23 protein-coding genes are annotated in these 25,084 nt (G+C 54.9%); 22 read left to right on the top strand and 1 reads right to left on the bottom strand.

Annotation, left to right across the window (positions count from 1 at the left end; genetic code table 11):
* Positions 1-5 precede the first annotated feature (5 nt).
* The 9 genes from ACI7RC_RS12050 to ACI7RC_RS12010 all read left to right on the top strand — a co-directional run bounded on the left by ACI7RC_RS12050 (position 6) and on the right by ACI7RC_RS12010 (position 12,583).
* Complete coding sequence (locus ACI7RC_RS12050; RefSeq protein ID WP_408108486.1) at positions 6-1,007, top strand: thiamine pyrophosphate-dependent dehydrogenase E1 component subunit alpha; 1,002 nt, start codon at positions 6-8, stop codon at positions 1,005-1,007.
* A gap of 12 nt (positions 1,008-1,019) precedes the next feature.
* Positions 1,020-2,003 (top strand): alpha-ketoacid dehydrogenase subunit beta, encoded by a 984-nt coding sequence (locus tag ACI7RC_RS12045; RefSeq protein WP_408108485.1) that lies wholly within the window; start codon positions 1,020-1,022, stop codon positions 2,001-2,003.
* A 41-nt stretch (positions 2,004-2,044) separates the two neighbouring features.
* Positions 2,045-3,313, top strand: a complete 1,269-nt coding sequence (locus ACI7RC_RS12040; RefSeq protein WP_408108484.1) for a dihydrolipoamide acetyltransferase family protein — start codon at positions 2,045-2,047, stop codon at positions 3,311-3,313.
* Positions 3,314-3,594: 281 nt separating this feature from the next.
* Complete coding sequence (locus ACI7RC_RS12035) at positions 3,595-5,649, top strand: stalk domain-containing protein (RefSeq protein WP_408108483.1); 2,055 nt, start codon at positions 3,595-3,597, stop codon at positions 5,647-5,649.
* A gap of 318 nt (positions 5,650-5,967) precedes the next feature.
* Complete coding sequence (locus ACI7RC_RS12030; RefSeq protein WP_408108482.1) at positions 5,968-7,620, top strand: acyl-CoA mutase large subunit family protein; 1,653 nt, start codon at positions 5,968-5,970, stop codon at positions 7,618-7,620.
* Positions 7,621-7,641: 21 nt separating this feature from the next.
* Positions 7,642-8,481 carry a methylmalonyl-CoA epimerase gene (gene mce / locus ACI7RC_RS12025; RefSeq protein ID WP_408108481.1) on the top strand — a complete coding sequence of 280 codons (840 nt, stop codon included), beginning with the start codon at positions 7,642-7,644 and terminating at the stop codon, positions 8,479-8,481.
* Complete coding sequence (locus ACI7RC_RS12020; RefSeq protein WP_408108480.1) at positions 8,474-10,030, top strand: acyl-CoA carboxylase subunit beta; 1,557 nt, start codon at positions 8,474-8,476, stop codon at positions 10,028-10,030. Before mce ends, ACI7RC_RS12020 begins: the two co-directional genes overlap by 8 nt.
* Before the next feature lie 79 nt (positions 10,031-10,109).
* Positions 10,110-11,231, top strand: a complete 1,122-nt coding sequence (locus ACI7RC_RS12015; RefSeq protein ID WP_408108497.1) for a M20/M25/M40 family metallo-hydrolase — start codon at positions 10,110-10,112, stop codon at positions 11,229-11,231.
* A gap of 155 nt (positions 11,232-11,386) precedes the next feature.
* Positions 11,387-12,583, top strand: coding sequence for a DUF3866 family protein (locus tag ACI7RC_RS12010; RefSeq protein WP_408108479.1), 1,197 nt, complete (start codon positions 11,387-11,389; stop codon positions 12,581-12,583).
* On the opposite strand, the gene mciZ is transcribed toward ACI7RC_RS12010, so the two are convergent.
* Positions 12,504-12,698: a Z-ring formation inhibitor MciZ gene (gene mciZ, locus ACI7RC_RS12005; RefSeq protein WP_408108478.1), complete on the bottom strand. Its 195-nt coding sequence runs from the start codon at positions 12,696-12,698 to the stop codon at positions 12,504-12,506. The two genes, ACI7RC_RS12010 and mciZ, sit on opposite strands and share 80 nt — an antisense overlap.
* Before the next feature lie 47 nt (positions 12,699-12,745).
* Between mciZ and ACI7RC_RS12000 the strand changes: the two genes are divergently transcribed.
* The 13 genes from ACI7RC_RS12000 to ACI7RC_RS11940 all read left to right on the top strand — a co-directional run bounded on the left by ACI7RC_RS12000 (position 12,746) and on the right by ACI7RC_RS11940 (position 25,013).
* A complete protein-coding gene (locus ACI7RC_RS12000) occupies positions 12,746-13,309 on the top strand; it encodes an NUDIX domain-containing protein (RefSeq protein ID WP_408108477.1) in 564 nt (187 codons plus the stop codon).
* Positions 13,306-14,475 carry an endonuclease Q family protein gene (locus ACI7RC_RS11995; protein WP_408108476.1) on the top strand — a complete coding sequence of 390 codons (1,170 nt, stop codon included), beginning with the start codon at positions 13,306-13,308 and terminating at the stop codon, positions 14,473-14,475. The genes ACI7RC_RS12000 and ACI7RC_RS11995 overlap by 4 nt, the downstream gene beginning before the upstream one ends.
* A 77-nt stretch (positions 14,476-14,552) precedes the next feature.
* The gene (spoIIM, locus tag ACI7RC_RS11990) at positions 14,553-15,179 is read left to right on the top strand and encodes a stage II sporulation protein M (RefSeq protein WP_408108475.1); all 627 of its coding nucleotides are present in this window, start codon (positions 14,553-14,555) and stop codon (positions 15,177-15,179) included.
* Between the two features lie 89 nt (positions 15,180-15,268).
* Positions 15,269-15,730, top strand: a complete 462-nt coding sequence (gene fur / locus ACI7RC_RS11985) for a ferric iron uptake transcriptional regulator (RefSeq protein ID WP_019122882.1) — start codon at positions 15,269-15,271, stop codon at positions 15,728-15,730.
* Positions 15,731-15,830: 100 nt separating this feature from the next.
* Positions 15,831-16,961, top strand: a complete 1,131-nt coding sequence (ald, locus tag ACI7RC_RS11980; RefSeq protein WP_408108474.1) for an alanine dehydrogenase — start codon at positions 15,831-15,833, stop codon at positions 16,959-16,961.
* Between the two features lie 58 nt (positions 16,962-17,019).
* Positions 17,020-17,259 carry a DUF4227 family protein gene (locus ACI7RC_RS11975; RefSeq protein WP_408108473.1) on the top strand — a complete coding sequence of 80 codons (240 nt, stop codon included), beginning with the start codon at positions 17,020-17,022 and terminating at the stop codon, positions 17,257-17,259.
* Between the two features lie 89 nt (positions 17,260-17,348).
* The gene (xerD, locus tag ACI7RC_RS11970) at positions 17,349-18,236 is read left to right on the top strand and encodes a site-specific tyrosine recombinase XerD (RefSeq protein ID WP_408108472.1); all 888 of its coding nucleotides are present in this window, start codon (positions 17,349-17,351) and stop codon (positions 18,234-18,236) included.
* A gap of 58 nt (positions 18,237-18,294) precedes the next feature.
* Positions 18,295-19,470 carry a phosphopentomutase gene (deoB, locus tag ACI7RC_RS11965; protein ID WP_408108471.1) on the top strand — a complete coding sequence of 392 codons (1,176 nt, stop codon included), beginning with the start codon at positions 18,295-18,297 and terminating at the stop codon, positions 19,468-19,470.
* A 33-nt stretch (positions 19,471-19,503) separates the two neighbouring features.
* On the top strand, positions 19,504-20,316 hold the full coding sequence (locus ACI7RC_RS11960) for a purine-nucleoside phosphorylase (protein WP_408108470.1): 813 nt from the start codon (positions 19,504-19,506) through the stop codon (positions 20,314-20,316).
* Positions 20,317-20,335: 19 nt separating this feature from the next.
* Complete coding sequence (locus ACI7RC_RS11955) at positions 20,336-21,157, top strand: purine-nucleoside phosphorylase (RefSeq protein ID WP_408108469.1); 822 nt, start codon at positions 20,336-20,338, stop codon at positions 21,155-21,157.
* A gap of 4 nt (positions 21,158-21,161) precedes the next feature.
* Positions 21,162-22,463 (top strand): pyrimidine-nucleoside phosphorylase, encoded by a 1,302-nt coding sequence (locus ACI7RC_RS11950; RefSeq protein ID WP_408108468.1) that lies wholly within the window; start codon positions 21,162-21,164, stop codon positions 22,461-22,463.
* A gap of 355 nt (positions 22,464-22,818) precedes the next feature.
* Positions 22,819-23,283 (top strand): Lrp/AsnC family transcriptional regulator, encoded by a 465-nt coding sequence (locus ACI7RC_RS11945; protein ID WP_408108467.1) that lies wholly within the window; start codon positions 22,819-22,821, stop codon positions 23,281-23,283.
* An 86-nt stretch (positions 23,284-23,369) separates the two neighbouring features.
* On the top strand, positions 23,370-25,013 hold the full coding sequence (locus ACI7RC_RS11940; protein ID WP_408108466.1) for a peptide ABC transporter substrate-binding protein: 1,644 nt from the start codon (positions 23,370-23,372) through the stop codon (positions 25,011-25,013).
* Positions 25,014-25,084: the final 71 nt, after the last annotated feature.

Below are 25,084 nucleotides of genomic sequence, written 5' to 3'. Positions count from 1 at the left end.
TTAGCATGTCCAACCTGGCGCAAAACCGGCATCAGGCCGTTGGGTTAAGCGATCAGCAGGTGCTTGACATGTACTACTACATGGTGTTGGCGAGGAAAATCGACGAGCGCCAATGGCTGTTAAACCGCGCGGGAAAGGTGCCGTTTGTGATCTCCTGCCAGGGACAGGAGGCGGCACAGATCGGGGCAGCGTTTGCCTTGGAGAAAGGAAAAGACTACCTCTGTCCGTACTATCGGGACCTTGGGGTCGTATTGGTCTTTGGGCAGACAGCGCGCGACTGCATGCTGTCCGCTTTTGCCAAAGCGGAGGATCCCAACAGCGGCGGCAGACAGATGCCGGGTCACTTCGGCAGCAGAAAGCTGAATATCCTGACCGGATCAAGTCCGGTGACGACACAGGTGCCTCACGCGGTAGGAATCGCCTTGGCCGGCAAAATGCAGGGAAAAGACTTGGTCGTCTTTACTTCCTTCGGAGAGGGCTCGAGCAACCAGGGCGATTTTCACGAGGGAGCCAACTTTGCCGGCGTTCACAAGCTGCCGGTGATTTTCTTCTGCGAAAACAATAAATACGCGATCTCTGTCCCGCTGAAAAAACAGCTGGCATGCGAGAGCGTGGCAGACCGGGCGATTGGCTACGGCTTCACGGGGGTCAGCGTAGACGGAAACGACCCGATCGAAACCTATCGGGTGATGAAGGAAGCGGTGGAACGCGCCAGGGCCGGCGAGGGACCTACGCTGATCGAAGCGGTTACCTACCGTTTGGTGCCGCATTCCAGTGACGATGACGACCGCACATACCGTACACGCGAAGAGGTCGAAGAGGCGAAGAAACAGGATCCCGTTCTGCGATTTGGCGCTTATTTGAAAGAAGTCGGCTTGCTGGATGACACGTCTGAGACAGAACTGTTGGAACGGGTACAGGCGGAAGTAGACGAAGCGACGGATTATGCGGAGAACGCCCCGTATCCCGCTCCCGAATCTGCTTTAACCCACGTCTACGGTGCGTAAGGGGGAAGAGAGATGGCTGTCATTTCATATATAGATGCAATTACCATGGCGATGCGCGAAGAGATGCGCCGCGATCCCGGCGTGTTTATTTTAGGGGAAGACGTCGGAGTGCGCGGGGGAGTGTTTCGCGCCACCAATGGATTGATCGAGGAGTTTGGCGAAGAGCGGGTGCTCGATACGCCGCTGGCTGAATCGGCGATCGTCGGCGTGGCGATTGGCGCAGCCGCTTACGGCATGCGTCCGATTGCAGAGATTCAGTTTGCCGATTTTATCATGCCTGCCGTGAACCAAATCGTCAGTGAAGCCGCAAAAATCCGCTATCGTTCCAATAACGACTGGCATTGTCCGCTGACGATCCGCGCGCCGTTTGGCGGCGGGATTCACGGGGCGCTGTACCACTCCCAGTCAGTAGAGGCGATGTTTACGAACGTCCCTGGACTAAAAGTCGTTGTTCCCTCTACGCCATACGACGCCAAGGGGCTGCTCAAGGCGGCGATCCGCGACGAGGATCCGGTGCTGTTTTTTGAGCACAAGCGCTGTTACCGGTTGATCAAGGGAGAGGTTCCAGAGACGGATTACGTACTGCCGATCGGCAAGGCGGACGTGAAGCGCGAAGGTACGGACATCACGGTGATCTCCTACGGCCTGACGCTCCACTTTGCCCTGCAGGCGGCGGAAAAACTGGCCCAAGAAGGGATCAGCGCCCATGTCCTCGATCTGCGCACGCTCTACCCGCTGGATAAAGAAGCGATCGTGGAAGCGGCAGCGAAGACCGGCAAAGTGCTGATCGTTCACGAAGACAATAAAGAAGGCGGTGTCGGCGGCGAGGTAGCGGCGATTATCTCCGAACACTGCCTGTTTGATCTGGACGCGCCGATCAAGCGCCTGTGCGGCCCGGATGTGCCGGCGATGCCGTACAGTCCGCCGCTGGAGAAATTCTTTATGCTAAACCCTGACACAGTGCTGGAAGCGATGAGAGAGCTGGCCCATTTTTAAAAATCTTTCATAACTACCTCTAGACTTGAGGAGGATAGAACATGGCAACAAAAGTGCTCATGCCCCAACTGGGGGAAAGCGTGACAGAGGGCACCATCTCCAGATGGTTGGTCAAATCAGGGGATGTCGTCAACAAGTACGATCCGCTGGCCGAAGTCACGACAGATAAAGTAAACGCGGAAGTACCGGCTGCCCTGTCCGGACGGATCGTCGATATCCTGGTGCCGGAAGGGGAAACTGTGGCCGTGGGAACGCCGATCATGTCGATTGAGGAGGCAGGCGGAGCCGCAACGGCTGAGCCCTCGGTGGAACCGGCACCGGCAGTCGCTGGCGAAGGGGAATCGCCGGTACTCAAGCCGATCGAATTCGAACCGGCCCGCGTCGCCCCAGTCACGGGAAAACAGCGGTACTCTCCCGCCGTCATGCGGCTGGCCCAGGAACACGACATCGATCTGTCTCAGGTGACCGGAACCGGTGCAGAAGGGAGAATTACCCGCAAGGACGTGCAAAAAATCATCGAGCAAGGCGGTTTGTCCAAGGCACCGGCACCTGCATCGGCCGCAACGCCGCAGGCAGCCGAGCCGGCAGCGGCTCCTTCTGTCAGCCCCGTCGCCGGCGACCAGGTGATCCCTGTTTCTTCTGTGCGGAAAACCATTGCTTCGCGAATGGTGCAGAGCAAGCATGAGATCCCCCACGCCTGGATGATGGTCGAGGCAGATGTGACGAATCTTGTCAACTACCGCAACAAAGTAAAGGATGAATTCAAGCAAAAGGAGGGCATCAACCTTACCTATCTGCCGTTTTTTATCAAAGCGGTTGTCGAGGCGCTGAAAGAGTATCCGATGCTTAATTCGTCCTGGGACAAAGACCAAATCATCGTCAGGAAGGACATCAACATCTCGATTGCCGTCGCGACAGAGGATGCGCTCTACGTACCTGTCATCAAGGCTGCCGATCAAAAGTCGATCTACGGCATCGCCAAGGCAATCGAGGATTTGGCGGCCAGGACGCGCGCCGGCAAGCTGACGGTCGACGACATGGCTGGCGGCACGTTTACCGTCAATAATACAGGGTCGTTCGGCTCCGTACTGTCCGTACCAATCATCAATGCCCCGCAGGCGGCAATCCTGAGTGTCGAATCGATCGTCAAACGGCCTGTCGTGATCAACGATATGATTGCCATCCGGTCGATGGTCAATTTGTGTCTGTCCCTGGATCACCGGGTACTTGACGGGCTGGTTTGCGGCCGTTTTCTCCAGCGGATAAAAGAGAAGCTGGAGAATATCGGCCCGCAGACAAACATGTTTTAACGTTTGCCGGGGTTCTCCATTTTTATCAGATCAAAAATAGGAAGCCGCTGATTGATCCGGCTTTCTATTTTTTTTTCGCCGAGGGTGTAACGTTTTTTCGAACTGCTCCGTCATAATCCTATGAGGGAGGGAGCGGGGTGGACATTTATACGGAAAATCTCCCGGGAACTGATAAATTTCGATAAAATGTTTACATAAATATTCCCTCTATTATCGATTTATGGTAGACTTTAGACGTCTATTGGTTTTTTAGAAAAAGATTAGAGATTGGGAGGAGAACAATGCAAAAGAAAAACAGAGTGCTGTCTTTCCTGCTTGCGACCGCGGTTGTCGCCAGTCCGTTCGCGGCTGTGCCGAAAGCTTATGCGATTTCCAGCCTAGAGGTTAGTGCCGCAGACGATTATGTAGATGAGAAAACTACCTATACGATTGACTTCTACTTGGACAAAGACCTGGATTCCGGGGATAACATCATTGTCGAGTTCCCCAGGGACTATGATGTGAGCGGAGTCAGGACCTCTGATGTAACCGTAGACGGCAGAGATGCCAGCCGGGTCAGCGTCAGCGGAGGAAAACTTACCATCCGGGTTCCGCGGGATATGTACAGGGACGACAGTGTGAGAGTCAAGATCGACAACGTGGTCAATCCTCGCTATGACGATGACTACTCCATCAAGGTGAGCACGACAAACGAATCATCGCGCTCCGCTACCATCTACATCGAGAAGAGCAAGAGTTCCAGCAAAAACAAAAACAGCAGCAAAGACTTCACTGTCGATATGGACGCCAGGGATACCAATGAGAAAACCTCTTTGAAGCTCGGCAGAATCGACCTCAGGGACGATCTGCGGAAGGGCGACATCGTTTACGTTACCTTCCCTGATTCCAGCATGCTCCCGAGCAAGATCGACACGCGAGACGTCGAAATTAACGGCTACGAGCCGGACAGCGTCACGATCAGCGGAAAAGAAGTACGGATCAAAGTTCCCAAAAATGCGGATCGAGACGATACATTAGAGATCTACTTCGACAGATCTGCCGGCATCAAGAGTCCGAAAAAAGATGACGATTACACGATCGATGTAAAATACCAAAACACGAAATACACCTCGGAGAAATTTTCCATCGACGGATCCAGCGGATCGAGCTCCAAGGACTTTAAAGTCGATCTTTCCGATAATTATGCCGGCGCGGCTACCAGCTACACCTTTGAATTCAACCTGGGCAAGAAATTGAAATCCAACCAGGAGATCGAAGTGGAGTTCCCGGACTCGCTGATGGTGCCTTCAACCATTCTCTCCTCTTACATCAAGATCAATGGTGAAACGGCCCGGTCTGCCAGCGTATCCGGCAGAAAGGTGACGATCACGACGCCGTTCACCTTTAAAGACGACAGCAAAATCAAGGTAGTTTTCGAGCCGCGGGCAGGGATTACCAACCCGAGCTACCCGGGAACCTACTCGCTGAACGTCAAGGCAGCCGGCTATTCGATCACGTCGAAAAGCTTCGACATCAGCGGTACCCGGACGGGCAGCACAGTCAATCCGACGAACCCGACTAACCCGACAAATCCGACCGCGGTTGACAACTCTACAGCTGCGATTACGTTCACGAAGATGCTCCCGTCTACGGCGACGACGATCAACGTCGGACTCAACGGACTTGGCTTGCCGCTGACCAAAAACCAGGATTTCTTCGAGATCGCGTTCCCGAGCGGATTCCGCATGCCGGCTTCGTTCAGCACCTCGTCCTTTACCGTGAACGGCGTGGCGCCTAGCTATGTCGCCCTGCGCGGGCAAAACCTGGTGGTTTATCCGGCACAGGATATTCCTGCGAACCAAGCCGTAAACGTCGTCATCGGCGAGGGAGCAAACATCGTAACGCCAGCGGCGGCCGGACAGTACAACTTGGCAGTCTACACTTCTCAGGAAAAGGCTCCGCTGATTACCCGTTCCGTCAATATTTTGCCGGCCAATGCCGTATTGATGAAGGTAGGCGTAGCTTCCTTCACCAAAGGCGGGGTTACCAAAAACCTGACGACTGCACCGATTACCTTCAATGGAAATACACTGGTGCCGGCACAATTCTTTAAAGACGGACTCGGCCTGACGACCCAGTGGAACAATAAGACAGCGACGATTACCAGCGGTACGACAGTCATCCAGTTTACAGTCGGCTCCAATCAGGCGAAGATCGGCAAAACCACCGTCAAACTGCCTGTAGCGGTACAATTGAAGGACAACATGCCGATGCTCCCGATCCGCTTTGTTTCCGATACGCTCAAATACACGTTGGGCTGGGACGCAGCAACTTCCAGCATCGTCATGTACAAGTAATAAACCAGTCATACAGTCACGAGAAACGCTCCCGGCGGTTGCCCGGGAGCGTTTTTGTGCTGGCTGGAAAAAATGCCGGCGGCCTATCGTCCGATGTACATCATGGGAAGAACCAGTGAGGCGACAAGCAGTACGATAATCAATTTTGCGACGGTTGAACGCTTCAAGCAAAATACCTCCTCTAATGCCATAAAGTGTGTATAATCGAAATTTTTAAGGATCAAAATGCGTTAAGCTGTGCTAGAATTGAAGCGTGACACAGTGAAATCAAGCAGCAATGGCTTTTCTTCAGGGGAGACGGAAACGGAGGGAAAACGCATGTCCACCAAAAATTTTACCCAACTCTATCAAGAGTGGCAAGCCGAGGTTGCCAAACGGCTGGAAAAAACGCCGGAGCGAAAGGAACGGTTTGCCACCTCATCCGACATCGAGGTTGACAACCTTTATGTGCCGCAGCAGATTGATGACGCTTACATGGAAAAAATCGGGTTTCCCGGCGAGTATCCCTACACGCGGGGCGTGCAGCCGACCATGTACCGGGGGCGTTTGTGGACGATGCGGCAGTATGCCGGGTTTGGGTCTGCAGAAGAGACGAATCAGCGGTTTCGCTATCTGCTTGAGCAGGGGCAGACCGGCTTAAGCGTTGCCTTTGATCTGCCGACGCAGATCGGCTACGACTCAGACGATCCGATGGCGACGGGAGAAGTCGGCAAAGTAGGTGTAGCGATCGATTCGCTTGAAGATATGGAGACCCTGCTGCAGGGGATTCCCTTAGACAAGGTGAGTACGTCGATGACAATCAACGCACCTGCCTCCGTCCTGCTCGCGATGTACATCGCGGTGGGAGAAAAGCAGGGAGTACCTTCCCATAAGCTCGCCGGGACGATTCAAAATGATATCTTAAAAGAGTACATTGCGCGGGGGACATACATTTTCCCACCCCAGCCTTCGATGCGTTTGATCACGGATATTTTTGCCTTCTGCGCCGAGCATGTTCCCAAGTGGAACACGATCAGCATCAGCGGGTACCACATTCGCGAGGCAGGAGCGACGGCCGTCCAAGAGGTTGCCTTTACGCTTGCGGACGGGATTGCCTACGTGGAGGCGGCGCTGCAGGCGGGTCTTGACATTGACCGTTTTGCCCCGCAGCTCTCCTTCTTCTTTAACGGACATAATATTTTTTTCGAGGAGATCGCCAAGTTCCGAGCGGCGCGGCGGATCTGGGCGCGGCTGATGCGCGAGCGCTACGGGGCGAAGAATCCCAAGTCCTGGCAGTTCCGCGTTCACACCCAGACTGGGGGCTCCACGCTAACGGCTCAGCAGCCGGACAACAATATCGTCCGGGTGACGCTTCAAGCTTTGGCAGCGGTACTCGGCGGAACGCAGAGCCTGCACACCAACTCCCGCGATGAGGCGCTGGCGCTGCCGACGGAAGAGTCAGCCCGGATCGCCCTGCGCACGCAGCAGATCATCGCCTACGAGAGCGGCGTAGCCGATACGATCGACCCGCTGGCCGGTTCTTATTATGTCGAGTCGCTGACGGATCAGCTGGAGTTGAAAGTGCTTGAATATATGGAAAAAATCGAACAGATGGGCGGTGCCGTCGCAGCTGTAGAGGCGGGGTACATGCAGCGGGAGATCCACAAGCAGGCGTACGAGACACAGCGGCGGATTGAAAGCGGCGAGGAGCTGGTCGTCGGGATGAACTGCTTCCGGCTGGAACACGAGGCGCAGCCGGAGCTGCTTCGCGTCGATCCTGCCCTGGGGCGGAAACAGACGGAAAAACTGGCCGCACTGCGGGTTCGCCGCGACAGCGCGCTTGTAGAGCAAACGCTCGCTCAGCTTCGCCAGGGAGCAGCCGGATCGGAGAATCTGATGCCGCTGATCCTGGAGTGTGTGCGCCATTACGCGACGATCGGGGAGATCTGCGGCGTACTCCGGCAGGTCTTTGGCGAATATCGCGCGGTCTAAGGGAAAAGGGGGACGTGACAAATGGAACAAAAGATACGGGTTTTAGTCGGGAAGCCGGGACTGGACGGACATGATCGCGGCGCGCTTGTCATCGCCCAAGCCCTGCGGGATGAAGGGATGGAGGTCGTCTACACGGGGCTGCGGCAGACCCCGGCGCAAATCGTCAATGCCGCTATCCAGGAGGACGTCGATTGCATCGGGCTCTCTTGCCTGTCCGGCGCACACAACGAACTCTTCCCGGAAGTGATTCGCCTGCTACGCGAACGGCAGGCTGAAGATATCCTCGTCATTGCCGGCGGCGTCATTCCGCAGGAGGACATTCCCTTCCTCGAGTCGCAAGGCATCGCCAAGATTTTTACACCGGGGACGTCAACGAAGGAAACGGCCGAGTTTATCCGCAGCCATATCAAGCGCAAACCGCTGGCGTTTTTGGAGCCGCCGAAAAAAATTGCCCACATCGGCATTGCAGTAAAAAGCCTGGAAGCCGTGCTGCCCTTTTACAAGACGTTAGGCCTGCCACTATTGGGAACAGAGGTGGTGGAGAGCGAGCAGGTCCGGATCGCCTTCCTCGGTATCGGCGACAGCAGGTTGGAGCTGTTGGAGCCGCTTCATGCAGACAGCCCGATCGCGAAGTTTTTGGAAAAGCGCGGCGAAGGCATTCACCATGTGGCGCTCGCAGTGGACAATCTGGAGGAGCGTCTTGCCCAGCTGAAAGCAAGCGGTATTTCGCTGATCAACGAGGAACCGAAGGACGGGGCGCACCAGGCCCGGATCGCATTCCTTCACCCGAAAGCCGCCAACGGCGTTTTGTTTGAGTTGTGCCAGTATCCTGCTGCTGAGGAGGAGGTCCCCCATGAGTGAAGAGATGTACGCCAAAATAGACGAATTATACGATAAAAAGCGGAAAATCGAACTGGGCGGCGGGGATGAGCGGATCAGCGCCCAGCACGACCGAGGAAAATTGACAGCGCGGGAGCGGCTTGAGATCCTGCTGGACCCGGACAGTTTTATCGAACTCAACACATTCGTCAAGCATCGGGCGGCCAACTTTGGCATGGACAAGGTAGAAGCGCCGGGAGAAGGCGTCGTTACCGGGTACGGAACCATCCACGGCCGGCTGGTGTACGTCTTCGCCCAGGATTTTACCGTATTTGGCGGCGCGTTGGGCGAGATGCATGCCAGGAAGATTGCGACGGTCATGGATTTGGCCGCCAAAAACGGCGCTCCGATCATCGGGTTGAACGACTCCGGGGGTGCCCGCATTCAGGAGGGGGTCGTTTCCCTGGACGGATATGGCCATATCTTTTACCGCAATGCCGTCTACTCAGGGGTCATTCCGCAAATCTCCGTCATCTTGGGCCCGTGTGCAGGAGGAGCGGTCTATTCACCGGCGATCACTGACTTTGTCTTCATGGTGGAGAAGACCTCGCAGATGTTCATCACCGGACCGAAGGTGATTGAGACCGTAACGGGCGAAAGGATCTCCAGTGAAGATTTGGGTGGGGCTCGCGTTCATACCTCGATCAGCGGAAACGCCCACTTTTGTGCGCCCACGGAAGAAGAGGTACTGGGACAGGTGCGGCGCTTGCTGGGCTTTTTGCCGCAAAACCACCGGGAAGAACCGCCGGTCCTGGAGTACCAGGGTGATGGGGGCGACTGGCTGGAGGAGATTATCGAGCTGGTGCCGGTTGCCGGCACGAAGGTATACGACGTAAAAAAAGTCTTGGAATTGATCGTCGATGACGGCGACTTTATGGAGGTGCAGCCAGACTTCGCCCGCAATATTGTGGTTGGTTTCGGCCGAATTGACGGGTACTGCGTCGGTCTGATCGCCAACCAGCCGAAGGTGATGGCCGGGGGGCTGGATATCGATTCGTCTGACAAACTGGCTCGGTTTATCCGCACCTGTGATTCTTTCAATATACCGCTGATCACCTTTGTCGATGTCACCGGATTTTTTCCTGGGGTCAACCAGGAACACGGAGGCATCATCCGGCACGGTGCCAAAATCCTCTATGCTTACTCGGAGGCGACGGTGCCGAAGATCTCCGTCATTACCCGCAAGGCATACGGCGGTGCCTATGTGGCGCTCAATTCCAAGGCGATTGGAGCCGACATGGTCTTTGCATGGCCGAACGCGGAGATTGCCGTCATGGGACCGGAGGGTGCAGCTACGGTCATCTTTGCCCGCGAGATTGAGGGGAGCGACAACCCGGCGGAGACGCGGCAGGCCAAGATCGCCGAGTACCGGGAGATGTTTGCCAATCCTTATGTAGCGGCGGAGCACGGGATGGTGGACGATGTCATCGATCCGCGCGAGACGCGCAAACACCTCAAGCAGACGCTGCGGATGCTTCGGGGCAAGCAGGAAACCAGACCGGGGAAAAAACATGGCAACATCCCGCTGTAGATTTCATGGCAGATCCCATTTCGTTAGGGTATACTAAAACTTGGTTTTCATATTGTGAAATATCACGTGAGGAGGAGGAATTTCCTTGATCAATCAAGAACGGCTGCTCCAGGAATTTTTGGAGCTGGTCCAGATCGACAGCGAAACCAAACAGGAAGCAGCGATTGCCAAGGTACTGAAGGAGAAGCTGGAAGCCATCGGTTTAACCGTCGAGGAAGATGATGCGGCAGCCAAGACAGGACACGGCGCGGGCAACCTGATCGCCACGCTCCCGGGAAATGCGGAAGGGCCGACGATCATGTTCAGCAGCCATATGGATACGGTGGTTCCGGGGAACGGAGTAAAACCGATCGTCAAGGACGGCTGGGTGTATTCTGATGGCACGACGATCCTCGGCGCTGATGACAAGGCGGGGATCTCCGCGATTCTGGAAGCGGTTCGGACGATAAAGGAGAAGAACTTGCCTCATCCGACGATTCAGGTCGTGATCAGTGTCGGCGAAGAATCGGGATTGGTCGGTTCTAGAAATATGGACAGCAGCTTGCTGAAGGCCGAGATGGGTTTTGTCCTTGATTCTACCGGCAAAGTCGGGGCGATCGTATCTGCCGGAGCCGGTCAGTACCGGATCGTCACGAAGATTTACGGCAAGGCAGCACATGCCGGAGTAAATCCGGAGGACGGCATCAGTGCGATTACGGTCGCCAGCAAGGCGATTTCGCGGATGCCGCTGGGGCGGATCGATGCGGATACCACGGCCAATATCGGCCGATTCGAAGGCGGCAAGGCGTACAATATCGTCACCGACTACGTGGAGATATGGTCGGAGGCTCGCAGCCTTGTGATGGAGAAGCTGGAAGCGCAAGTGAATAAAATGACGTCTGCGTTTGAATCCGCTGCAGCAGAGATGGGTGCCCGCTGCGAAAACGATGTGATCTTTATGTACCACGGGTTTAAATACGATGAAAACACACCGGTTGTGAAAAAAGCGATCTCGGCCATCAAGCGGGTGGGTCGTGAACCTGTGCTGGAGAGCAGCGGCGGCGGAAGCGACGGCAACGTCTTCAACGGCTACGGCATCCCGACGGTAAACTTTGGCATCGGGTATGAAGAGATACACACGACCAATGAACGGATGCCGCTGGAAGAACTGTACAAGGCATCCGAACTGGTCCTGGCGATCGTGGAAGAAGTCTTGGCGTAAGGCAAAGGGCATACAGGCAAAAAGAGGTATGGAGATTCCAGCCTCTTTTTCCATATTATAACAATGAGATCGTAGATCGTCGAGGGGTTCCGTATGGTTTTCACAGGGACGGCATATGATCAAAGATGAGGAGTGGAACGGAGGAGGAGGGCTGCATGCTCCGCTTAGCCGCCGCCAAGGTAGTTGAAATCGTCGCCGAACAGGAAGGAATGCAGACGCTCGACGTTGTGCTCACTGCGACACAGCAGCGGGAATTGGCCTGTTTTTTCACCTCTGGAGCGGTGAAGTGCACCCCGGGAGAACGGGTATTGCTCAATACCACCAGTGTGGAGCTTGGACTGGGAACAGGCGGCTGCCATTTTGTTGTGGCCCGCCTGGATTCCGTTGAGTCTGAGGCGGACGATCTGTACCCGACCGCGTGGGGGCATGTAATGAAGATGCGTTACACACCGCTGCAGTTGGCGGTCGACTCTGTCGAGGAGCAGGGGAGCCCTTATCACTCGCTGTTCTGTGATGAGTCAGTCACCCTGGAGCGGACTCCGGTGGTGATCGGGGAGCTTCACAGCATGCTTCCGGCTGTTGCGCTGGCCCTCAAACAGCTTCAGCCCGACTGCCGGATCGCGTACGTGATGCCGGATGGCGCTTCCTTGCCCATCGCTTTCAGCCAGCATGTCGCCCTGTTAAAGCAGAGGGGAATTCTCGCGGCCACCGTAACGACAGGACACGCGTGGGGCGGCGATTTTGATGCGGTCAACCTGCACACCGGCCTGCTGGCAGCAAAGCACTTGGCTGCGGCTGACGTCATTCTCTGCATGCTGGGTCCGGGAGTAGTCGGGACGGGCACCAAGTACGGCTTTTCGGGGATGCAGACAGCCGAGGCGGTTCACGCGGTTTCCTGTCTGGAGGGAGTACCGGTATTCGTGCCCCGCATAGGCTTCACCGATCCGCGTGAGCGCCACCTGGGCATGAGCCATCATACGCGGACGGTACTGAAGCGATTTGCATTGGCTCCAGTTCTGTTTGGTGTGCCCCGATTTGGCGATCATCGCGACTTGCTGCTCGCAAGTCAAGAACGCGAAGACGATCTCTCCCGTGTGCACCATCGACTTTTCTCACCGGCGCCGGACCTTGAGACGATCACCCGCCTGCAGCGCGGGTACCCTCTCATGATCACGACGATGGGACGCGACCTGACAGAAGAACCAAGTCCGCTGCAGACCTGTTATATCGCTGCCCAACTGGCTCTCCATGTACATTCGCAGCGCCATCTGCTCAACGCTTTGCCGCCCGGTCAAGACGCCCTAGCCATTCTTGCAGCGTCATGGGATTCCCGGCCCAGCCGCGAAGCTTAGCCCGGATCTCCCAGGCTTTTCCGACGATGCGCAGATGCCGCAAGGAGCTATACGTTTTCATTGTGGTCAACTCCCTTTTGATTTGTTTTGGACAAGCTTGACTGGTAGTAAGCATATGATCAGCCCACAGAGATAGAACCAATTTTTGAGGAGGAGAGAGACATGCCAACTGAAGATCGATTCGCGGAAAAAACGCTGCACAGCCAGCCTGTATACGACGGCCGGATCATCAAGGTAAAAGTAGATGAGGTCCTGCTGCCTGACGGCAAGACAGCCAAACGGGAGATCGTCAACCACCCGGGCGCTGTCGCGGTCCTGGCGCTGACCGCCGACGATAAGCTGGTCGCCGTCCGGCAATTTCGCAAACCGCTGGAGAAGACCATCGTCGAAATACCCGCCGGGAAGCTGGAACCGGGGGAAGAACCGCTCGCCTGTGCCGCCCGCGAACTGGAGGAGGAAACGGGCTATCAGGCAACCCAGTTTACCCATCTCAGCACGTTTTATACCTCGCCTGGATTTGCCGACGAAAAGCTGCACCTCTACATCGCGACCGGCCTGAAAAAAGGGGAGCTTCACCTGGATGACGATGAATTCGTCGAAGTCCTGCACCTCGATCTGGAAACGGCCAAGGAGCTACACGCCAGCGGGGAGATCTGTGACGCCAAGACAGTGCTGGCTTTGTTTGCCTGGGAAAACCGGAAGCTGCAGAACGGTGTTCACCGATGAACAACTACTTTTGCGATCTGCATATCCACATCGGCGGGACGCCCAGCGGCAAGCCGGTAAAGATAACGGCTTCGCGCCAAATGACCCTGACGCGCATTTTAGCAGAGTCATCCGACCGAAAAGGCATGGATTTGATCGGGATCATCGATTCCCACGTGCCAGAGGTGCAAAGCGAGTTGATCGGGCTGATCGAGCAAGGGGCGGCAAAGCCGCTTGAACAAGGGGGAATTCGCTACAAGGGGACGACGCTGCTGCTCGGGTGCGAGGTGGAGATCAAAGAACCGGGGCGCGGCGAGGCGCACTTTCTCTGTTACTTGCCGGGACTGACGGAGATGCAGCAGTTTACCCGCTGGCTGGCCGACCGCTGCAAGAACGTGACGCTCAGCTCGCAGCGAATCCGCGCCTCGCTTCGCGAGCTGCAGGCGTGGCTGTTGGAACATCGTGGCGTGATGGTCCCGGCGCACGTCTTTACTCCCCATAAAGGCCTGTACGGAAACTGTACCGATACACTTGCCGAAGTGGCCGACCCCTCGCTGATCTACGCAGTGGAGTTGGGACTCAGCGCCAATACGGAGATGGCCGACCGATTGGGGGAGCTGAACGACAAGACTTTCCTGACCAATTCGGATGCCCACTCCCTGCCTAAAATCGGGCGGGAGTACCAGGCGGTCGCGATGACCGAACCGTGTTTTGACGAATGGGTCAAAGCCCTGCGGCGAGAGGCGGGAAGGCGGATTGTGACCAACTACGGCCTGCATCCGCGGCTGGGCAAATACCATCGGACCGTCTGCCAGTCGTGCCAGTCGCCATTGCCGGCGGAGGGAGACGGACGCTGCCCGCACTGCGGCTTTAAGGCGGTTGTTCGGGGCGTAGATGAGCGGATTAACCAGCTGGCCACTTTGCCCGCGGGTGTCCATCCGCTCCACAGGCCGCCCTACGTAGAGCAATTCCCGCTGGAATTCGTGCCCGGGCTTGGACCCAAGCTGCGAGGCAAGCTATACGATGCCTTTGGCACGGAAATGAACATTCTTCATCGCGTTGACGAATCGTCGCTCGCTGCCGTTGTCGGCGAAAAAATTGCCAAAATGATCGCATTGGCGCGAACCGGCGCTCTGGAGGTTACAGCCGGCGGCGCAGGGGTATACGGGAAAGTGAAGCAAGTCTAACGGGACGAAAGACAAGTGGAATAGCTGTCTCCATGGGCGCATAGGTATAAGTATCTTGCGCAAGGAGGCGAGCTTGGGTGCACAGACGGGTTGGACAAACTGTCCGCAGCTACATGCAGGAACATCAAACGCACTATGTATTTACGGCTGTCCTATTTGCGATGGGCATTATCTTCGGCTCGATTGTCGCAGGCTCGTTGGCGCAGCCGCAAAAGCAGGAACTGTTCAGTTTTATCCAGTACTTTTTTCTCGACCTGCAAGAGCACGGCGTTCCTCAAGCAAACGCCCAATTCCAGCATTCGTTCGGCTACTACCTGAAAATGGTGGGGATCATGTGGGCGTTCGGTCTGTCTGTGATCGGGCTGCCGATCATTTTGCTGCTGCTTTTCCTGAAGGGCATGATGGTCGGATTTACGGTCGGCTTCATCGTCAATCAGCTGAAATGGCAGGGAATCCTGTTTTCTCTGGCGGCTATCCTGCCGCAGAACATGCTGATCGTCCCTGCCCTGTTGATCGTCGGGGTGAGCGGAACGGCCTTCTCCCTCCGGCTGATGCGCTCCCGGTTTTTATTTAAAAAGGGAGAGGTTTTACCTTATTTTGCCACCTATACGGCGACGACGGCCGGAATGTTGGCGATTCTCACGATTGCAGCGTTATTTGAAGCGTTTGTCACACCGCATCTGATGCAGTACATGCTCAAGTAAGAATTATTATCAAATAAGAACGTATTTGACTTATTTGAATGCCCTCAACTATAATAGGAACAGGTTTCATGCGAACGGGGAGGGGCATTATGGACGAGAAGTTAGAAAAAATAAAGCAGCAATTACAATCCCATAACTATAAATTGACACCGCAGCGGGAGGCCACCGTTCGGGTGTTGCTGGAAAATGAGCAGGATCATCTGAGCGCTGAGGACGTCTATATGCTGGTAAAGGAAAAAGCCCCCGAGATTGGTTTGGCCACCGTATACCGTACCTTGGAACTATTGAGTGAACTGAGAATCCTCCACAAAATGAATTTTGGCGATGGAGTTGCCCGCTACGATCTGAGCGATGACAATTCAGAGCATCACCACCACCATCTCGTATGCCGCCACTGCGGCACGGTGGATGAGATCTTCGAAGACCTCTTGTCCGGTGTAGATGAGCGCCTGAAGGCCAATTACAACTTTGTCATGCTGGATCATCGTTTAACCTTTTATGGTATTTGCCACCGCTGCATCGATCATGTCAATATTGAAGATTACAAGTGAGTGCAAAAACTTCTCCGGAATGGAGGAGTTTTTTTCGTTTTGTTTGCAAATGGATGTGGAATGATAGGGAGGAATCCATGAAGCAGGAGGGGATTGCAGGATGATTATCGGAGTTCCCAAAGAGGTAAAAAACAACGAGAACCGCGTAGGGTTGACCCCGGCAGGGGCAGCCGCCTACAAGCATGCCGGCCATGAGGTTATCGTCGAGACACAGGCAGGAGCGGGCAGCGGTTTTACGGATGAGGATTACCAGGCGGTCGGAGCACAAGTGGTCCAGTCAGCGCAAGAGGTGTGGAGCCGGGCCGAGATGATTTGCAAGGTCAAGGAGCCGCTTCCCGAAGAATACGGGTTTTTTCGCGAGAATCTGATCCTGTTTACCTATCTTCATCTGGCGCCGGAGCGGGAGCTGACGGAACAGCTGCTCGCCAAAAAAGTGATTGGCATCGCCTATGAAACGATACAAACCGACGATCGGGCGCTGCCGCTCCTGATGCCGATGAGCGAAGTTGCCGGCCGTATGTCTGTACAGGTAGGAGCGCAGTTTCTCAGCAAGCCCTACGGCGGCAAAGGGGTGCTGCTGGGCGGGGTACCGGGAGTCCCTCCAGGAAAAGTCGTCATTATCGGCGGCGGGATTGTCGGTACGAACGCGGCAAAGATTGCGATCGGCATGGGTGCCGATGTCACCATTATCGACATCAACGCCAACCGGCTGCGCGAATTGGACGATCAGTTCCAGGGACGCTTGAAAACGCTGATGTCCAATCCGTACAATATCGCCCACGCGGTAAAAGATGCTGATCTGCTAATCGGAGCGGTGCTGATCCCAGGTGCCCGAGCGCCCCATTTGGTAACGGAAGAGATGGTCATGACAATGACCCCCGGTTCGGTGATCGTCGACGTCGCGATCGATCAAGGCGGGTCGATCGAAACGAGCGACCGCATCACGACTCACAGCGATCCTACCTATGTCAAGCACGGCGTAGTCCACTACGCTGTGGCGAACATGCCTGGTGCAGTCCCGCGCACATCGACGATTGCCCTGTCCAATGTCACCGTACCCTATGGGCTGCAGATTGCCGGTAAGGGATACCGCAGCGCAGTCAGCGAAAACCGCGCCCTGGCCCGCGGAATCAACGTCATCGACGGCAAGATCGTCTACGAGGCGGTAGCCAAGTCGCTCTCCATGCCCTATACACCGCTGACTGAGGTCATCCCGGAAGCGCGAACCTAGCATGTAAAGAGGGACAAGCGCATAACATAAAGGGAAATGATACGCTGGAGGAGCATATATGGGAGTAACATTGCGGCGTCTGATGGAGTTGGTTCGCTTCTTCCTCGTCTTTATTACCTGTTCTCTTGTTTGCTATGCGGTCGTAATGTTCTTGTCAGATCGGTTTTTGCCGGGCAACCCGTATCGGGAGCCGCACGGCAATGCGGTCAAGGTCGTAAAGGCGGTGCAAAACGAGCCGTCTGCCGACTTTGAGTGGTATCTGCGGCGGATGCAGCTATTCTATTTGGTCGGTGAGTAAGGGCAGCTTTTCGTTCCAAAAAAGAGGAGTTTGTCCGCCAGGTGTGGAAATGACTAAGTGAACACATCACCTGAAGGAGACGTCCGCCGATGGATATGCTCATCGACCACTTTACACACTATCTCGCAGTAGAAAAAGGGCTGGCGGCAAATACCCTCGAATCCTACCAACGAGATCTGGTCACTTATGTATCCTACCTGCGCGAACAGGGAGTCACCCGAATTGAGGAGACGACACGCGGCCAGATCATTGGCTATTTGTTGATGCTGCAGGAAAAAGGCAGAGCGACAGCCACCTTGTCCCGCAACCTGGCGTCGATTCGCGCTTTCTACCAATTTCTCGTCCGCGACAGATACCTGGACAAGGATCCGTCGATTCACCTGGAGACGCCGAAGATTGAAAAGCGTTTGCCCAAGGTACTGGCGGTGGATGAGGTGGAGCGGCTGCTTGAGGGGCCGGTGACAAGTCAACCCGCAGGGCTAAGGGATAAGGCCATGCTGGAGCTGCTGTATGCGACGGGTATTCGCGTCTCCGAACTGGTTCACCTGCACGTGGGAGACGTGAATTTGGATATGGGATTTCTCAAGTGTATGGGAAAAGGCTCGAAGGAAAGGATTATTCCGCTGGGCAGAACGGCGATTGATGTCGTCCGGCAGTACATAATGACAGGCCGGCCGCGCCTGTTGAAGCAAAAGAGTGAAACCGCCCTGTTTCTCAACCACTTGGGAAAGCGGATCACGCGCCAGGGGTTTTGGAAGATCATCAAGAAGTACGCCGTGCAAGCGAACATCAGGGCGGAGATCACCCCGCATACGCTGAGACACTCGTTTGCCACCCATCTGCTCGAGAATGGCGCCGACCTGCGTTCGGTCCAGGAAATGTTGGGACATGCCGACATCTCCACCACACAAATTTACACGCATGTGACTCGTACGCGGATCAAAGACGTCTATGCGAAAACCCATCCGAGAGCATAAGCTCTCTTTTTTCTGGGCGCCGCCGCCGAACCGCTGACTACCAAAGGAGGACTTCATTATGCCACGTTTTTCTCGCGTTTTTTTAATCGTACTGGACAGTGTCGGAATCGGCGAATTGCCGGATGCTGCCCGCTTCCACGACGAAGGGGCAAACACGCTGGGCCATATCGCCGAGCGGGTAACCGGTTTTGCGCTGCCCAATCTGGCTCGGCTCGGCCTCGGCAATATCGCACCGCTTCATAACGTTCCCGAAACAGCCTCGCCTCTGGCAGATTGGGGCAAAATGAAAGAGATTTCGATTGGGAAGGATACGACCACCGGTCATTGGGAGATCATGGGATTGCATGTAGCGACGCCGTTCCGCACGTATCCGGACGGGTTTCCGGAAGAGCTGATCCGGACGTTCGAACAGCGGATCGGCAGAAAGGTTCTAGGCAATAAAGTAGCCTCCGGGACGGAGATCATCGACGAGCTGGGCGAAGAGCATATGCGCACCGGGGCGGTCATTGTCTACACCTCGGCTGACAGCGTATTTCAGATCGCGGCCCACGAAGAGGTCATTCCGCTCGATGAGCTGTACCGCATCTGTGAAATCGCCCGCGAACTGACGCTGCAGGACGAGTTTGCCGTCACCCGGGTCATCGCCCGCCCGTTCGTCGGAGGGCCCGGATCCTTCACCCGTACGGCCAACAGGCATGATTACTCGGTCAAACCGTTCGGACCGACGGTGATGAACCGGCTTGCCGACGCCGGCTTGGCCTCGATCGCAATCGGCAAGATCAGTGACATCTACGACGGGGAAGGCGTCACCCGGGCGATCCGGACCAAAGACAACATGGACGGAGTAAACCAGCTGCTGGCGACGATGAAAGAGGAGTTTACCGGTCTGGGCTTTGTCAACTTGGTCGATTTTGATGCCAAATACGGCCACCGTCGCGACCCCGAGGGCTACGGACAGGCGCTGATGGAATTTGACGGACGTGTCCCGGAACTTCTGGAGGCGCTAGGAGAGGACAGTTTGCTGATCATCACCGCTGATCACGGAAACGACCCTGTCCACCACGGAACCGACCATACGCGGGAATACGTGCCGCTGCTTGTTTTTCACAAGGGGATGACGGCTGGCAAAAGTCTGGGTGTGCGCGAGACTTTCGCCGATGTCGGCGCGACGATCGCCGACAACTTCGGCGTCGAGATGCCAGCCATTGGACGAAGCTTTTTGACCGAGATTTGAGCAGATAACAAGAGAATGTGAGGAGAAAACAGGATGGATAACAAAATTTTGGAAGCCAAACAATTTATTGAAGAAAAGATTGCAAGCAGACCGCAGGTGGGCCTCGTTCTGGGTTCAGGGCTGGGCGTGTTGGCGGACGAGATCGAGGATGCCGTCGTCATCCCTTACCATGAGATCCCGCATTTTACCAAGTCGACGGTGGAAGGACATAAAGGGCAGCTTGTGATCGGCAGGTTGGAAGGAAAACAGGTGGTCGCCATGCAAGGGCGCTTTCACTACTACGAGGGACATGACCTCAGCGCGGTTGTCTTTCCAATCCGGGTCATGAAGGCAATCGGCGTCGAGACGATTCTGGTGACCAATGCGGCGGGCGGCATCAACACCAGCTACCGCCCGGGGGACCTGATGCTGATCGCCGACCACCTCAACCTGACCTTCCGCAATCCGTTGATCGGACCGAATGACGAATCTCTCGGTGTCCGCTTCCCGGATATGTCCGAAGCGTATTCCAAGCGTCTGCGGGCCCTTGCCAAGGAAGTCGCCGGCGAACTCGGCATCCACCTGCAAGAGGGGGTCTACGCCGGGCTGCTCGGGCCGAGCTACGAGACTCCGGCAGAGATCCGCATGCTGCGCACGCTGGGCGGCGATGCCGTCGGGATGTCCACCGTACCTGAGGTAATCGTTGCCCGCCACATGGGAGTCGAGGTACTCGGCATCTCCTGTATCAGCAATGTTGCCGCCGGGATTTTGGATCAGCCGCTGAGCCACGAAGAAGTGATGGAGACGACGGAAAGGGTGAAAGAACAGTTCCTCGCCCTGATGCACAGGATCATCGCCAAACTGTAGGGAAAGAAGGCGATCCAGGATGGAAGACAAGCTGACGAAGATCGCGGAGGCTGCTTCGTATATCGCCGAACGGCTGAAGTGTGCTCCGCGTGTCGGGCTGATTTTGGGGTCGGGTCTGGGAGTGCTTGCCGATGAGATTGAAGAGGGGGTACGGATTTCCTATGAGGAAATCCCCCATTTTCCGGTGTCGACAGTAGCCGGTCACGCCGGACGTCTGGCAGCGGGAACCTTGAACGGCACACCGGTAATCGCCATGCAGGGTCGCTTTCACTTTTACGAAGGCTACAGCATGAGCGAAGTTACCTTTCCGGTCTACGTAATGAAAAAGCTTGGTGTCGAGACACTGATCGTGACAAATGCTGCCGGTGCGCTGAACCCCGCTTTTGCGCCGGGGGATTTGATGCTGATCTCTGACCACATCAATATGACCGGAGATCATCCGCTGATCGGGCCCAATCTGGAAGAGTTCGGACCCCGCTTTCCCGACATGTCGAAGGCTTATGCCGGCGAACTGCTGGAGATGGCGCAAGCCAAGGCAGGCGAACTGGGATTCAAGGCGCAAACAGGGGTCTACTGCGCCATCAGCGGACCCGCCTATATGACGCCGGCAGAGTTGATCATGCTAAGACGCGTCGGCGGCGATGCAGTGGGCATGTCGACGGTTCCGGAAGTGATCGTTGCAAGCCATGCCGGCATACGGGTGCTCGGGATCTCCTGCATCACGGATATGGCGCTGGGCGAAGAGCTGGAGCCGCTTGCCCATGAGCAGGTCATGGAGGTAGCCAACCGCACCCGGCCGCGTTTACTTTCACTTGTCAAAAGTCTAGTAACCGAGGTATAAACTCATGAGGATGACAGATGTAATTGCAAAAAAACGGGACGGACACGAACTTACGCGTGAAGAAATCTACGGGCTTGTCAAGGGATATACAGACGGTTCTATACCCGACTACCAGATGTCGGCGTGGGCGATGGCGGTCTACTTCCAAGGGATGACGCCGCGGGAAACAGCGGATTTGACGATGGCGATGGTCGAATCCGGCGACCAGCTTGACCTTTCGGAGATCCCGGGGATCAAGGTAGATAAGCACAGCACAGGCGGAGTAGGAGACAAGATCACCCTGGTTGTCGCCCCCTTGGTCGCTTCCGCCGGCATTCCCGTTGCCAAGATGTCGGGGCGGGGCCTCGGATTCTCCGGCGGGACGATCGACAAGCTGGAGTCTTTTGCCGGGTTTCAAGTGGAGCTCTCGCAAGCGGACTTTTTTAAGCAAGTACGCGATATCGGTGTCGCGGTTATCGGACAGACGGGAAATCTGGCGCCCGCTGACAAAAAGCTGTACGCCTTGCGCGATGTCACGGCTACCGTCGAGGCTGTGCCGCTGATCGCCAGCTCGATTATGTCAAAGAAGATCGCAGCGGGTGCCGATGCGATTTTGCTGGACGTAAAAGTGGGCAAGGGCGCCTTTATGAAGACGCTGGATGAGGCTGAGACACTGGCGAGGGCGATGGTTGCGATCGGCGAACAGGTAGGGCGGAGAACGGTTGCGGTCATCAGCGACATGAACCAGCCGCTCGGCTACGCTGTCGGCAACGCGCTGGAAGTGCGGGAGGCGATTGAGACGCTGGCAGGCAAAGGGCCGGAGGACTTGACCGAACTGGCGCTGACGATCGGCGCCCACATGCTGGTTCTCGGGCAGGCGCAAGCTGATTTTACCGCGGCCTACGAACTGCTCCGTGAACATCTCACAAATGGCAAAGCGCTGGCGAAGCTGGCAGAGTTGGTCGGCGCTCAGGGGGGCAGTACGGAGGCAGTCGAAAATCCTTCCCTGCTGCCGCAAGCGTCCCATCAGATTGAGGTAAAATGCAGTCAGGAAGGTTACATTTCAGGAATAGACGCAGAGCGGATCGGCCATGCTTCCGTGGTTCTGGGGGCCGGCAGACTGACAAAAGGAGCGCCGATAGATTATGCTGTCGGAATCGTCCTGTCGAAAAAAGTCGGTTCAAAAGTGGTATCCGGCAATACGCTTGCCGTCATTCACGCCAACGATCTGGAGCTTGCCGAAACAGCCAGGCAGGAGGTTGAAGCAGCGTTTTCCATTGCTGCGGAAAGCGTACAAACCCAGCCTTTGATTCGTAAAATAATATAAAGTTTCGGTTAAAAACTTATCTTTTTTTATCGATCTGGGAAGTTTAGCCTTTAGCAGCTTGGAGCGTCTGAGGTTAGACTTCCCAGAAATTCAATGAACGCACCTAAAGTGACGACGCATTTTTCGCAGAGTCCTTTTTTTTATATTAAAAAAAGAATTTTATAGTTAAAATTCGCTTTATAATGTTTTATTTTCGTTTAGTCAAATTCCGTTGACACCGCTACCAATTCAGTTTATTTTAAATTTAACAGATTGAACTGCTGTGATTTTTGCGAATTTCGTAAATACGCTATTAACGTATCGAAAAAATCGTACAAGACGTTTGCAAGAAAATGTAGGTATTGGAGAGCTGCCAGTGAAAAAATTGGACCATATCGACAGACACATCTTGCAAATCCTCCAAGAAGACGGCAGAGCCCCCTATACAGAAATTGCCAGTCAGCTAGGATTAAGCGAGGGGACGATCCGTTCCCGCATTGCCCGGATGGTTCAAGAAGGGGTGTTTACCTTCGTCATCCGGACGAATCCCGAAAAGATGGGCTTGCACGTTCAGGCGATCATTGGACTTACGACAAAACTGGGCTGGCAGGATCAAGTGGCCCAGGCCTTAAGCAAATTCCCGCAAATCCGGTTCGTCGGGGCGTTCAGCGGCAAGCACGACTTGATTGTTTCTGCTTTGTTTCACGATAATGAAGCGTTGATTTCGTTCGTTAATGAACGGCTGTCTCAGATTGAAGGGATTGTCGCGGCAGACGTCTCGCTCGAATTGAAGCAATATAAAGACTATTCTTGTCTCGTTCATGATGACGACGTTTCTTGATTGTGAGAGGAGTGATGCCGGGTCTTCCAAACATATGCCTGATTGTCAGAAAAGAGAGCAAAATTTCTAACTTGGGGGTTGTTAGGGTGAAGAAAAGTGTCGTTGCATTAGTAAGTTCATTACTGGTCCTGGGCACTGTCCTGGCCGGTTGCGGTCAGAGCAATAGCGCGCCGCCTGCGAATTCAACGGACCAGAATCAGAATCAGTCTGCTGAGACGCCAAAAGGAGAACAGGTACTTCGAATGAACCTGCACGCCGAGCCGCCAACCGCAGATCCGGGCCTTTCTGAGGACAACATTTCCGGTGCAGTTATTCGCGCGGTGTTCGATGGCCTGACCCGTCTTGACAAGAATGCAAAGCCGATCGAAGGCGTTGCGGAAAAAATTGATATTTCTGATGACAAACTGACTTACACCTTCCATCTTCGCGATTCGAAGTGGAGCAATGGCGACCCGGTAACGGCGCATGATTTTGAGTTTGCCTGGAAGCGCGTACTAGATCCGGCGACTGCTGCGCCCTATGCCTATCAGTTGTATTATGTAAAAGGCGCGGAAGCGTACAGCAAGGGCAAAGGAAGCCGCGACGATGTCGGCGTAAAAGCCTTGGACGACAAGACCTTGCAAGTGACACTGGAACACCCGACGCCTTATTTCCTTGAGCTTACCGCATTCTACACGTATTCGCCAGTGCCGAAAAAGGTCGTGGAAGCAAACAAGAACTGGGCCAATGAAGCCAGCACCATCGTCGGCAACGGACCATTTAAAATGGAATCTTGGGATCACAAGAATCAGATGACCTTGGTCAAAAACGACAGCTACTGGGATAAAGATGCCGTGAAACTTGACAAGATCAAGTTTTCCATGATTGAGGATGAAAACACCGAGCTGTCCATGTTCCAACAAGGGGATTTCGATTGGGCCGGCAAGCCGCTCAGTTCTCTGCCTACTGATTCCATTCCGCATCTGAAAGACGAGGGAATCTTGCAATCAGTACCGCTTGCTGCCGTATACTGGTACAAATTCAACACAGAGAAACCGCCGTTCAACAATGCCAAGATCCGCAAGGCGTTCGCCTATGCGATCAACCGCCAAGAGATTATTGACAACATCACCCAAACAGGAGAAGTTCCGGCAACGGGTGCGGTGCCTACGACGATGACCATCAAACCTGACGGATACTTCAAAGACAACGACGCTGCGACGGCGAAGAAACTGTTGGATGAAGGCATGAGCGAGCTGGGCATCACCAAGCTGCCGCCGATCACCCTGTCCTACAATACGAATGAGGCTCACCAAAAAATTGCCCAGGCGGTTCAGGACCAGTGGAAGAAAAATCTCGACGTAGACGTAACCATTCAAAACCAGGAGTGGAAGGTCTACATCAGTACGCTTCACAGCGGCGATTACCAAATCGGCCGGATGGGCTGGCTCGGCGATTTCAACGACCCGATTAACTTCCTGGAATTGTTTAAAGAAAAGGATAATGGAACAAACGACACGAATTGGGAAAATCCAAAGTACAAAGATCTCTTGAACAAGGCATTGGTAGAACCTGACACGGAAAAACGCAAACAACTCCTCATCGATGCCGAACAAATTCTGATGGACGAAATGCCGATTGCCCCTGTGTACTTCCAGACGGATGCCTGGGTACAGAATCCGAAGTTAAAAGACGTTACCGTCGATGTGCTCGGAAATATCGACTTCAAGAACGCTTATTTTGAAAATTAGAAAGTAGATACAGAGGGTTTTGCAACGATAGGGCTGTTCAGTTAAGGTATATGGATGTCCATATACCTTAA

The sequence above is a fragment of the Brevibacillus sp. B_LB10_24 genome (assembly GCF_046036945.1).
Taxonomy (GTDB): Bacteria; Bacillota; Bacilli; order Brevibacillales; family Brevibacillaceae; genus Brevibacillus_C.
The sequence above is the reverse complement of the archived record's forward strand: the minus strand, read 5'-3'. Positions and strand labels throughout refer to the sequence as shown.